This is a genomic window from Alteromonas genovensis (genome assembly GCF_010500895.1).
GTDB lineage: Bacteria > Pseudomonadota > Gammaproteobacteria > Enterobacterales > Alteromonadaceae > Alteromonas > Alteromonas genovensis.
Genome location: NZ_JAAAWO010000012.1, coordinates 60,456 through 72,833 on the forward strand (window position 1 = coordinate 60,456; position 12,378 = coordinate 72,833).

Consider the following 12,378-nt stretch of genomic DNA (forward strand, 5'->3'; position numbering starts at 1 on the left):
TCATTGTGATATCCAGTCAGTGTTTTTGTTGTCTTTGTACCATTGCATAAATTGCTCTACTGGTACAGGGCGAGAGATAAAATAGCCCTGGGCATAATTACACCCCCATTGATTAAGCAACGACAGACTAGGCAGGGTTTCAACGCCCTCGGCAATCACCTTTAAGTCAAAGTTATGCGCCAAATCGATGATTGTTTTTACTATCTGTTGGTCACTTTGATTTTTGTCTAAATTCAGTACAAAGCTTTTATCTATTTTGAGTTCGTTTACCGGTAAGCTTTTTAAATACGACAATGATGAATAACCGGTGCCGAAATCATCGATTGCCAGAGTAAACCCCGCCTCCCTGTACAAACCAAGTTCACTGTACACCCCCTGTGCATCACTGACTAGATCACTCTCGGTTATTTCAAAGGCAAGTTGAGTGGGTGAGAGCCCGGCTTCTGCAATACGAGATTTTATTTGTGGTAGTAATGACTTATTCAATATATCTTTGGCGGATAAATTAATGGCAACGCACACATCTACGTTGTTATCCACCAATGTCTTAGTGTCGTTAATGGCGCGTTTAATTACCCAGTCGGTAACCGCCCCTATTAGCCCTGCCTGTTCGGCAACTGATATAAACTCATCAGGGCCCACAAATCCAAGGGTTTTGCTGGTCCAGCGCATTAATGCTTCCGCATGACTTATCGAGCTACTGTCTAAGCATAACTTGGGCTGATAAACCAAGGAAAGTTCAGGGCTATCTCGGTGCAAAGCCTGCTTTAATTCGGTAATGATGCTAATACGCCGCGTGTATTCAGCGTCGAAATCTGGGCTGTAGCGAACGCGGTGCTCTGGTAAATGGCGAGCGTGGTCTAATGTAATCGCGAGGCGTTTTAGTAGGGTCGATGAGTCATCGGCGTCTTCAGGGCAGTGTAATTGACCAAAAGACAGCTTCAATGTAATCACAACATTTTCTGCGTAAATAGGCGCTTCAAGTTCAGTTTGAATCGAGGCTAAGTCGTTACCGCTGAGTCTAGATTTGGGCATCCACAAAAACTCACCACCACTTAGTCTTGCCGCCTCACCGCCAAGCTTCTCTAAGCGCCCCGAGAGAGTATGCAAGCAAAAATCGCCGTTGCTATAGCCAAATACATCATTCACATTTCGAAAGCGAAGAATGTTTATTCCAATGACGCTAAAAGACTCTTTGTTACTCAACTTTTTCTCGATGACATCAGAAATATGATAGCGGTTAACTAAGCCAGTTAGGAGGTCGTGTCTGGCTTGAAATTGAATTTGTTTCTCACGCATTTGAATATTGCTTTGCATTGACTGAAAAGAGTCAGAAAGCGCCGCGATTTCTGTTGTGTGAGAAGTAACAAACGTTTTGTGGTTGTACATACCCGCCGCTATCTCTTGCGATATTGTAGATAAACGGCGAAGGGGCCGTGATATCCGTTTGGCAAACAACGCGGCAATAATTAGCGAGATCGCAAGAAGCAGGGCGGCAATGATGCTAATTTGCTTTTGCAGTTTGGCAAATTCGGTTAACAGCGTTTGAGCGCTCTCTGAAAGCTCTAGGGTTATTTTTGTATCACTATCGCTAAACAATGGTATGTACTGCGTAATGAGCTGTGCTTGGTTTGAGGGGATAAAAGATAACCAAGACAGCTCGTCTACGCCGTTTACACGTTTATAATTTTCTTGAGCGTCACTCAGCGTACTTTGCTTAAAAATGATGCTGTCTTGTTTTTCTGCCACAATTGCGACATCAGACAACGTAATTGATTTCAAACGCGCTAAAACGGGTTCATCGATTTTAAAGCCAATAGCAGCGATAGCGATGGGGTTGGGCGCTTCAACAAGTAAAAGTAACACTTGATAAAGCTCATTATTCACTACAATAAATGCATTCTGGCCACCCTGTTGTAGCGCATTTTGCACTAGTTGAGGGTGGGGGAATTGCTGTCCCGATTGTAATCCTTTAGAGGTGCTGCTGGTAATACTGCCCGACAGCGATAGCAACGCCATCACGTCTGCGCCAACTCGGTTACCGTGATTTTCTAATGTACTTGTAATGGTGGCGTTATCTTGAGATGCTACTGCGCTTTTAAAGCCGAAATCATCGGTAAGTACTCTTGCGTTGGTAAACAACTGTTCTTCACGGTTACTGAAAACCTCTGCTACCACGTAGCGTGCAACCTCAAGACTCTCTGCTAATTCGCGCTTGGCATGTTCAGTGGTCGACGACCACACGCTCAACAGTATGGCTAGCGTTGACAGCAAGACAAGCCCTGCCGCGAGTCTAAATACGTGTTGATTGAGAGAATAAGACTTCAATGGTTACCTCAACCGCCAAACCGGCTAGCACCGAAAGTACGCTTTTTGGTCGGCGGAGCGCGGCGGACTAACTTAACGCTCGCAATAGAGGTACTGTCGCTCTCTTCTAGCATTACTTTCACTTTTAGGCTGCCATCTATCGATAAGTCTTTGTGCCACACTATCACAGATTCAGGCACTAACTGGTCAAAGCTCGCTATGCCGTTACTGTCAGACACGCTAGTTATTTCTCCATCTGACACGTAAATATGCCCTACCATACCGTCATGTATATTACAGCCAAGTGTGCCAATACCTGCCTTATCAAACAGAACAGGATCGACATTTGAGCCTTTATACAGCTTTATTTCGAACGGTTTAGTGGGGGAGAAACTATAAACGTGATGACGTATATCATCACTGTTGGGAAATTTGACCCTTTGGCCTTTTTGAATGGCGATTACACGAGGTAAAAACTGCTTATCTACTTGGTCCATGATGGCCACCTGCTCACCATCGCTTTGAATACTGCCCGTAGCAGCGTGCTTTGCAGTTTCTTGATGAGTGGTGGCAGTTACGCTGGGGGACGTGTTTAGCTCGTTGGGTACAGGGAGAAATGCGACCACAGCATTGCTGACAGGCTTATTGTTTTGGTCGACAACGGTCACCGTGCTGGTAGCTGCAGCGCAGGACAGTGAAAAGCTCAACGTAAAAAGTAACGCATAATTCAACAACGTTCGAAATTCAACAACTTTTTTAACCATGGCTTCTTCCTTTCGTTGTTTTGGTTTTACTAAACATAGCAGTATTTGTACTTCTACGTACATTAAAAACTAAACAATATTACGACGTTGATTGAACGCTAGTTATTAATTTAAATCAAATAAAACAGATGAAACACCTAGTAGCACGTTCTTTATGTAAAATCGGTGCTACTTTATAAATGTCTGTATGTAAAGCTGCTCTACCTTGTCTCTCGCCCACTGAGTTTTGCGTAAAAATTTAAGCGACGATTTAATCGAGGGATCGTTATTAAAGCAATTAATTCGAATGCGATAGTACAACCCTTCCCATCCGTAACGTTCGTGCAGATGAGTGACGACTTTCTCGAGGGTGAGTCCGTGAAGGGGGTTATTTGGTTGTTCAGTCATGTGGTAGCCAAGCGTGTTTTTTAATATAGTAACATAACTCAATTAGCCATCGTAGAAGGCGTCACGATCATATCAGTGGTTTGTCAGCGCTTGTCTGAATGTACCAAAAAAATTAGTTTGAGCGTGTTCAGAGTTACACTTAGGGTAACATCATTACTCTACTTTGATCCTGATATACCCTTACCACTCTAATTTCGTTTCATGTTCTCAAAGAGCGAAGGCTCCCAAGGCCGCATTGCCATGAGTAACCCCACATGCTGACGCTCTTCAATTGGCAAGTCGTTGTCTTCGCTGCTTAGTTTGGCTGCTTCTTGCCTAAGCTGTTCTAAGCGTCGTTGAATAATAGAGATAGATGATTTTGAATAGCGACCTCGCAAGTAAAAGCGAAACATCCACGTCTCGTTTTTCTTCGGGTCCATAAACTTCACCATGACTTCTTTTTCCATGAATTTCTCTAGCGGTCCACCGGGGATCCAGCGAAAATCTTGAGCAATAAGCAGCTTATAATGGTTGTTCGGCAACAGTTCGATAAGCTTAAGTCTATCGAGGGTTGTCATTAGCTTAATGCCTTCCACTTCATCAATATCGTAATATTCGATAAGTTCTGAAAAGCGCCAACCGTCTCTTACACACACCGCGGCAAGGAGTAACTTGGGGTTGGCGAGCAGCTCCATTTCTTGTTGTTCAGATAGCTGTGAAATCTTCTCTTGCTGTTTTTGTGAAAGACTAAATAAGTCGCTTAATGACAAATCTAAGCATTCGCAAATCTGCTCTAATTTATCCAGGCTAAACGCTTGTAGCGAAAAATTGCGCTTCACGCTTGCCTCGCTCACGCTAAGCGTTTCTGCAAGCTGCTTATAGGTGAATCGCCGTTCGCGTAAGCATTGTTTTAATGTGTCGTAGACAAGACTGATTTGGCTCATGGTATTAATATTCTATACTTGTGGTGTAATTTAATACTACATTAATGATTTTGGTTTACGAAATTTATTCTTGCCTCTAGTGTAGAACGTGTTCAGGCAAACCTTGTCTTAACACACTAGGAGCAAGTGATATGAAAAATACACGTTCAACATTGATATTAACTGCATTACTAAGTAGTGCGCTTCTTACCCATTCTGTATTTGCAGATGATTCTATTAACCATAGTGGTAAAGCCAGTAAGCACAGTGCGCTAGCCGCATCTGAAGGTTTAGCGACAACGGCCTCAGTAGCCAGTGCGGTAGTGGCAGTACCTGTGGTACTGACTGGGAGTGTCGTTATGGCGGGAAGCGCTTTGACAGAAAGCGTGGTGGATGAAAGTGCTCATAGCCTTCATCGAGCAAACCTTCATCGGGCTAGCCATCAATCTTCTGTTGCTCATAACCAGCCTTTGGTTATTACCGAGACAATTATTACTGCCGACCCCGCCCCAAACCAAGTGGTTACCACTAAAACTAAAGTAACTACCACTACCACTAATACTAAGCGGTAGGTTAGGTATGAAAATCTTCTTAACTTCAATCGGGTTTGTCTTTGTACTCTTAATGTCTAGCATTCCAAACGTACACGCGGGAAGCCAGCAACACGGTAAGCCTAGCTTTACGCCAGAAGCGATTGCGACTTTTTCAAAAGATGTGGAAAAGTATGCGGCAAGTGAAGGCGCTCGGGCGTTTGTTATCGCAAGGCGTGGCAGACCTATAGAAGATATGCCAAAAGGTATTCATTTTACCCACACCGCAATTGCTATTTACTCGAGTATTCAGCTGAGCGATGGCAATACGGCCAAAGGCTATGCCATACATAATTTGTATCAAGACGCTGAAGATCAGGGCAAAAGTCACTTAATTACTGACTATCCAGTAGATTTTTTCTGGAGTGCTTATGCGCTGGAAGCGGGAATTATTATTCCGTCAGCAGAAGTGCAGCAGGCTTTGATAAACCTATACCGCGATGACAACGCTAAGTTACTTCACAACTCTCGATATTCGGTGGTGGCAAATCCGTTTAATAGCGAACGTCAAAACTGCACTGAGTACACCCTTGATGTATTAAACGCGGCAATGTACTCAACAACTGATATTGCGCAGCTTAAGGTAAATGCGAAAGCGCATTTTACGCCGCAGAAAGTAAACATGAGCCGGGCTAAACTTGGTGTGGCAAGTCTGTTTAGCGATGGTGTAACGCTGTCAGATCATGGCCGTAAAGTAGAAACCACCACCTTTGTTAGCCTCGCCCGCTACATGCAAAAGTACGATTTAACGAACAAGGCAGTTACGTTTACCCATACGGGTCAAATAAAGAATATTTAGGAGTTTTACTATGCAAAATCTTAATAAACCCACTAAAGCTTTTCGTATTGCGTCACTAGCAGCACTCGTTGTAGGAGTAGGCGCGTATTTCATCGGTTTATATAACGCGCCTATGGCCCTGAACGAAAAAGGATACTATTTCACAATCATGTTGTTTGGCTTATTTTCAGTGGTGAGTTTGCAAAAGACGGTACGTGATAAAATGGAAGGCGTGCCGACTACCAAAGCGTACTTTTTAGCATCAGCTGTGGCCACCGTATCAGCCATCGTATTATTAGTAATAGGTCTATTAAATGCTGAACTCCTATTGAGTGAAAAAGGTTTTTTCGGCATGGCCTTCACCCTAAGCCTTTTTGCCGCTATCACGGTGCAGAAAAACGTACGGGATAGCCATGTTATCGGCGAATCACGCAACGCAGGCATCGAGCCTCGCAAGGCCGATAATGAACAAGAGTACAGCGTTTTGGAGGCTGAAAACTCACCAAAAACCGTATAAAAATAAGTGGGGTCAGAGAGTGTCTTATGTTATTGAATATAAAAATAACTGGCTCTGACCCCGTTAAATTTCCTAGCCCCGTTACATCGTCCAAAACAACGCTTATACCTGCAACAAAAAGTGATACACCTACCTAATGTCGAATTGATTCAACTCGATAGCTTGCGTATTCTCAACGTACTTAATTAAATTACTGCAATAGGTAATAAACGCTGTGTGTGAACTTTTAGGCATGAGTGCCAATACACCAACAGATTTATGTTTCAGCTTCACCGGGCTTACCCGCCGTGGCGGTGAGACTGGCCCACATAAAGATGGGTGGGGAGTGGCATTTTACGAAGGTAAAGGCGTCAGGATGTTTCATGACCCCGAGCCTAGCGCTACATCACCCATTGCAGATTTTGTTTCTACATTACCCATCAAAAGTAAAACCGCCATCTGCCATATTCGACAGGCGAATGTGGGTAACATCACGTTGGCGAATACTCATCCCTTTGCCCGTGAGCTCTGGGGTGAATATTGGGTATTTGCGCACAACGGCCAAATACCCAGCTTTTCTGCTGCAAAAGGCATGTATGAGCCTGTGGGCGATACCGACAGCGAAGCAATGTTTTGCGACATTATGAACCACGTACGACAACATTTGCCGCGAGACACATCGCCCCTGGAATTGGTCGAGTCTCTTGTTTCATTATCTCAAGCCTATGCCAAGCAAGGTGTCTTTAATTGTCTATTGGGTAATGGCGACTGGTTGTTTACGTTTTGCAGTACCAAGCTTGCCAGTATTACCCGAAGAGCACCGTTTGGGCCAGCGTGTTTAAAGGATGTGGAAGTAGCCATAGATTTTGCAGCTGAGACCACACCGAAAGACGTAGTGAGTATTATTGCTACAGAGCCCCTAACCAATGATGAGCAGTGGGATGTTTACGAGCGAGGGGAATGGAAACTGTGGCAAGACGGAGAAGTGATTGCTGCAGGCAAAGTAGATGTGCCCGAACATAAAACAGAATCTAAAATGGTATCTCCCGACCCGGATATTGAAAGAAAACCGTCAACGGATGAGAACCAAGGCTAACGTGTAGTAGTGGCGTTAGTCGCTTGGTGTTAACAGCGTTAGTTGGATTGGTCACCACTTGAGCTGACACTTTTAACAACAGAACAAGATCAGATTTGACAGTCTCTAGCGTACGTATAACGAACCTTCAGATATGTGGGCGAGAATGATAACTGTAATTAAACCCTTTTTATCTCAAGCATACCGCTTATTGAGAAACAGCGTGCATTGCGCAAAAGATTGAAGTAGGTTTATCTCTTGATATCCCTAACCATTTCTCCGAATTTTATGAACTACACACTTCCAAAAAATTTCCCAGAGAATGGCCTAGGCGATGAAGTCGCTTTTGAGTTGATTTCTAGAATAGTTAGAGACAAATCAGCTAATTTAGGTTCGGCGGTTTCCTTTGCACATATGGACCCTCCACCACCGAAAGTAGCGATTGAAACAACCCGTTTGAACGCGCAATACAATCAAAATTTGCTCCATCCGGATTTGAGCCCATTTGCGACAGAAGCAGAAAGTATAGTGATTGATTGGATTGCTGATGCTTTTCAAATGCGCAATGGCCATATGTGTGCCGGCTCTACAATCGCAAACCTTACTGCACTCTGGGCTGCTCGTGAGCATGGGGCGAAGTCGATAGTATGTTCAGCAGATGCCCACCTCTCTGTTGCGAAGTCAGCCCATATCTTAGGTCTGCCTTGTAAGAAAGTCGCAACTGACAAAAATGGGAAAATGGATGTACAAGCTCTACCAGACCTCTCGAACGCAGCTCTTGTTTTGACGGCGGGCACAACAGGTCGAGGTGCGATAGATCCATTATCAGGATGGCATTTAGAAGCATCGAAGTGGGTACATGTTGATGCTGCTTGGGCAGGTCCGCTCAGGCTCTCAAGATATCGGGCTTTGCTAGATGGTATAGAGTCTGCCGATAGTGTCGCTATCTCAGCACATAAGTGGCTTTTTCAACCTAAGGACTCTGCCATTTGTCTTTTTAAAGCGGCGGAGTCTGAGCGTTCTGTAAGCTTTTCTGGCAGCTACTTGGCTACTCCAAATGTGGGAGTACAAGGGTCACGCGGCGCTGCTGGTATAACTTTATTGGCAACTTTTTTGGCTATGGGGCAAGCTGGCCTAGATCAAAAATTACATCAATGCATAAAAGTGGCCGAACAGGTTGCTATTGGCCTTGATGAATTTGAAACGACTGAGCTGTGCTGTATGCCTCAAACTGGTGTTTTCAATTGGAGGCCTGTGTTTGGTGTTACAGAACAATTAGTTCAAGACCTAAAGGGCGTTTCCTCAAAGGTTATGATTGAAGGCCAACCATGGATGAGGAACGTTGCAGCCAATCCGCACGCGGACGCAAAAAAGATTTTGAATCGGATAAAAACAATAGTGTCACGGCTTTAAGCATCTGCTCCTCGTCTTTTTGAACCATTGACTCTGTAGGGCTGAAGCGTACTATTGCGGACCTTGGCGAACTAAATGAAAGCGACAGATAAGAGGCATGGTATGTTCAAAAGCAGCCTTTTACAGCCAAAAGAATTTGGTTATCATTCTCTCAACGGGCCCCCTAAAAAGGATCCATGACGATGATGAAATCGTTCATGAGTTTACTGTAGAAATGGGCGATAACAAGCTTCGACTTATTTGAATGAGAGCCTTATTGTTCAACAACTCGCTGACTTAGTATCGTTCTATTTTCGTCCGTGACAACTATCAAAGTCTTTTCGGAACCAACGAGAATGACCTTCTTATCTAGTTCACTATTGATTACCGTTTTATCATATGGAATAAATTCTAAAAGGTCTTCTTCCTGCGCATATTCATGGCTAAAGACCTCTACCAAACACGGGTAACTACCTTCACAAAGTGAGGGCTCTAGTTTGATTGCCTCTCGTTCTTTTAGCATCCAATTGGGCTTGTTTGAGAAGTAATTTGTTCTCGGAGAAAACACCGATACATCCCACTTATTTGGTTCAGATGAATAAAACTCATTTTGGTTATCGAACAGCACTATGGGCTCTTTGTTTTGAAAATGTGCGAGTACTTTTTCGTAGTTTTGATGCTCAAAAACAGGCTTGCTTTTTTCAGAGAATTTAACTTGATCAATTGTAAGAGGATCAACTCCTATTGCATCTTTTAAATTTTTTGCCAACCACCCAGACTCATCGATATGTGAATATCCTACGTGAATCAATATTTTTGCGCTGGGATCTTTATCGAAAATGTCGCGTTTTAAATTGGCGGCCGCTTCTTTCTCTCTTGTTTGTGTATCACCACCTGAATCATAAGGGATTAATTTGTAGCCTAGCTCAAGTGCGTGACTGATCATATAGGCAAACAAGGGTTCTTGGGTGTAGTAGCCAGAATTGCGTTTGAGAGGGCCGTCAAAGGGTAAAGCTTCACTACTACTTAAAGCTTCTAGAGCAAAATATCGGAAACCGCTATCCCACAGACCTTCAAGTAGGTCATAGGTCAAAGCACGATGTTGAGCGATATGATGAGCTTCATTTACCATTACAACAGTTTGAGTTCTAGCAACATCTAGAATAGCCTCTACCGCAGGCGTTGCATTAAATACACTTAGGTCTAAGGCTGGCTTATCATCTTTTTTTATGGATTGGCCAATATCTGCAATAGCTAACGCTCTTCTATGCTCACCAGCAAACGAGAAATATGTTGATGAATACTGAGCAATAATATCTGTCGCGACGGGATCCTCATCATATACATCAAATAATGCTTCAGACTTAACAAGTTTTTGCAGTAGTGTGCTTTCTTTGTTGTCTAACTCTTTTCCAATTTCTGTAGCTTTTCTCAAAAACTCTTTTTGATACTCTTGCTCATTAGATGTGACTTCGGATGCTTGAGAATTCAGTGGTATTAAAGTCACTGCCACGGCAATGAGGATATGGTGCCAGTTCACAAAAGTCCTTATTTATTTTACTCTTCTTGAACCTTCAGACTAATAAAATATGTTCGGATTATCAATGACATTGTCGCAAAGAAAGCTCATCATTCGGTCTACTAAATTTGGGTGTTTAAAGCTACCGTCAACTTAACATGTTATGAAACATGCCTATCAAAAAGTGAATCTATAGCAAGTTTGTACATATAGAGGTGAAAAGAAACCAACAGAAGCATGAAGATGAAAGCTAGCGACCGTTTACTGCCCGTCAGCGTCTCTCAAGAATTAACGCTCGACCGTCCGGTGTTTGTCCAAAGCTGCCTGCCGGGCCAAGTCGAAACTTTCGCTCGAGTGTGTGAGATTAGATATGAGCTACTACCACTACACCAATCCAACTAACGCTATTTTTCCAGTGGCTTTGTAAATACCAACGCTCTACGCGAAACATTGCTCCGCCCTCGCTAGAGAACTTTTCACAATCGCCTTTTGAAAAAGCCTTATCAGATAGATCTCATGGCGAAGAGTTACAGACACTCTTATTAATCACATCCTTTACTACATTCTTTACTATATTGTAGCGAGCGGGCAGCGCAGCGTGTGCTGCCTGAACGCAGTAAAGAGGTTCGGTTACATCATTTTTAGGTGTGTACACCGTAAGCTGATTTGCCACGTCGACAAACTCAAGCGTGCTGCTTGGTAACACGGTAAAACCAAGCCCTTTACTCACCGGAATTAAAATTTGAGAGAGTTGGTTTACATAACCTGAGTGCTTAAGTTTATTCGGGTTAATAAGTGCTAAGTCTGCCTCGCCGCTATCTTTAATGTAGCGCTGCAAGTAATGCACGGCGTCAGGATGATTAATAAGCCCTAGTGTATTGAGCGTGTCGACGATATTGTTTGCGCTGTGTTTATTATTGCGCTTTCCGTGGCGCTGTCCATTTTTGGTCAGGTATGAGCTTGGCAAAATAAGCCCTAACGGCTCTTCACCTAGATAGGTGCAGGATACATCTTCTGTGTTGGGCATATTAGTCACTATGCCAAGTTCAAACGTCCCGTTAGTGATACCGGAAAGAATGGTTCTTCTAGGCGCAACTTCAAGATGGATGTTAAGCGCTGTGTGCTGCGTCTGCAATGCGACAAGAGCAGGGTAGATACGCTGTGCAATGGCACCTGAGCAAGCGACGATACATTTACCCTCGTAAGGCTCATCAAACTTTAAACTGGCAATAAAGTGTTGCTCTTGCTGCTGTTGAGCTTTGGCATATTCGAACACTCGTCGTCCCTGCTCGGTAAGCTGAATGCCTTTACCTAGGCGAATAACTAATTCAAAGCCACACGTTTCTTCAAGCTTTTTTAGGTGCTGGCTTACGCCGGGCTGTGTCATAAAGCGCTGTTCAGCAGTGCGGGTAAAATGGCCAGTTTCTGCCAGTGTGATAAAGGTGTCTAACCAAATAGGATTAATCATGGTTATAATTTTAAATTATCAAATTGAGAATTAATGATAATTTCAAGTTTTACCTTTGTCTAGCTATCATCGCTTCACGTTGACTCACAGGCATTCTATTGAGTGGCTTGGGTTTCCTTCTACTATTTGTTTAACGCAAGCATGCGTTAAGAGGAGTAAGTGATGACTGAAGCAGTAAAAACACCGTATCCACGTACGTTTTCTCATATTGGGTTATCGGTTCCCGATTTAGACGCGGCCGTAAAGTTTTACACCGAAGTACTAGGTTGGTACTTGATCATGAAGCCAACAGAAATTCTTGAAGATGATTCTGCAATTGGTGAGATGTGCACCGATGTTTTCGGTGCTGGCTGGGAAAAATTTCGCATAGCTCACTTATCTACTGGAGACAGAGTAGGGGTGGAAATATTCGAATTTAAAGATCAGCAAAACCCAGAAGACAACTTTGAATACTGGAAAACGGGCATCTTTCACTTCTGTGTTCAAGACCCAGATGTTGAAGGCCTTGCAGACAAAATTGTAGCCGCTGGTGGTAAAAAGCGCATGAAAGCGCCGCGTTATTACTACCCTGGTGAAAAGCCTTACCGCATGATTTACATGGAAGACCCGTTTGGGAACATTCTTGAAATTTACAGCCACAGCTATGAACTTCATTATGCTAGCGGCGCTTACGAGTAAGCGTTAATTCATTATCTAGGCT

12 protein-coding genes are annotated in these 12,378 nt (G+C 43.5%); 6 read left to right on the forward strand and 6 right to left on the reverse strand.

Annotated features, from left to right (window positions below; translation table 11 throughout):
• From GTQ48_RS14635 to GTQ48_RS14650, 4 genes are all read right to left on the reverse strand, one after another.
• A complete protein-coding gene (locus GTQ48_RS14635; RefSeq protein ID WP_163107334.1) occupies positions 1-2,328 on the reverse strand; it encodes a GGDEF domain-containing phosphodiesterase in 2,328 nt (775 codons plus the stop codon).
• 8 nt (positions 2,329-2,336) lie between these two features.
• Positions 2,337-3,071 (reverse strand): methylamine utilization protein, encoded by a 735-nt coding sequence (locus tag GTQ48_RS14640; RefSeq protein ID WP_163107335.1) that lies wholly within the window; start codon positions 3,069-3,071, stop codon positions 2,337-2,339.
• Positions 3,072-3,239: 168 nt separating this feature from the next.
• On the reverse strand, positions 3,240-3,458 hold the full coding sequence (locus GTQ48_RS14645; protein ID WP_163107336.1) for a VF530 family protein: 219 nt from the start codon (positions 3,456-3,458) through the stop codon (positions 3,240-3,242).
• Between the two features lie 188 nt (positions 3,459-3,646).
• Positions 3,647-4,381, reverse strand: a complete 735-nt coding sequence (locus GTQ48_RS14650) for a helix-turn-helix domain-containing protein (RefSeq protein WP_163107337.1) — start codon at positions 4,379-4,381, stop codon at positions 3,647-3,649.
• A 131-nt stretch (positions 4,382-4,512) separates the two neighbouring features.
• Here GTQ48_RS14650 and GTQ48_RS14655 point away from each other — a divergent pair, with 131 nt between their 5' ends.
• From GTQ48_RS14655 to GTQ48_RS14675, 5 genes are all read left to right on the forward strand, one after another.
• Positions 4,513-4,932: a hypothetical protein gene (locus tag GTQ48_RS14655; protein WP_163107338.1), complete on the forward strand. Its 420-nt coding sequence runs from the start codon at positions 4,513-4,515 to the stop codon at positions 4,930-4,932.
• A 7-nt stretch (positions 4,933-4,939) separates the two neighbouring features.
• Complete coding sequence (locus GTQ48_RS14660) at positions 4,940-5,749, forward strand: DUF2145 domain-containing protein (protein ID WP_163107339.1); 810 nt, start codon at positions 4,940-4,942, stop codon at positions 5,747-5,749.
• Positions 5,750-5,759: 10 nt separating this feature from the next.
• Positions 5,760-6,245, forward strand: coding sequence for an inner membrane protein YiaA (gene yiaA / locus GTQ48_RS14665; protein ID WP_239060144.1), 486 nt, complete (start codon positions 5,760-5,762; stop codon positions 6,243-6,245).
• Positions 6,246-6,459: 214 nt separating this feature from the next.
• Complete coding sequence (locus GTQ48_RS14670) at positions 6,460-7,320, forward strand: class II glutamine amidotransferase (protein ID WP_163107340.1); 861 nt, start codon at positions 6,460-6,462, stop codon at positions 7,318-7,320.
• 267 nt (positions 7,321-7,587) lie between these two features.
• Positions 7,588-8,712, forward strand: a complete 1,125-nt coding sequence (locus GTQ48_RS14675) for a pyridoxal phosphate-dependent decarboxylase family protein (protein ID WP_163107341.1) — start codon at positions 7,588-7,590, stop codon at positions 8,710-8,712.
• 253 nt (positions 8,713-8,965) lie between these two features.
• On the opposite strand, the gene GTQ48_RS14680 is transcribed toward GTQ48_RS14675, so the two are convergent.
• Together GTQ48_RS14680 and GTQ48_RS14685 are read right to left on the reverse strand one after the other, a co-directional pair.
• Complete coding sequence (locus tag GTQ48_RS14680; protein WP_163107342.1) at positions 8,966-10,231, reverse strand: hypothetical protein; 1,266 nt, start codon at positions 10,229-10,231, stop codon at positions 8,966-8,968.
• Between the two features lie 493 nt (positions 10,232-10,724).
• On the reverse strand, positions 10,725-11,678 hold the full coding sequence (locus GTQ48_RS14685; protein WP_163107343.1) for a LysR family transcriptional regulator: 954 nt from the start codon (positions 11,676-11,678) through the stop codon (positions 10,725-10,727).
• 162 nt (positions 11,679-11,840) lie between these two features.
• Between GTQ48_RS14685 and GTQ48_RS14690 the strand changes: the two genes are divergently transcribed.
• Positions 11,841-12,356, forward strand: a complete 516-nt coding sequence (locus GTQ48_RS14690) for a lactoylglutathione lyase family protein (RefSeq protein ID WP_032095540.1) — start codon at positions 11,841-11,843, stop codon at positions 12,354-12,356.
• The last annotated feature ends 22 nt before the right edge of the window (positions 12,357-12,378 follow it).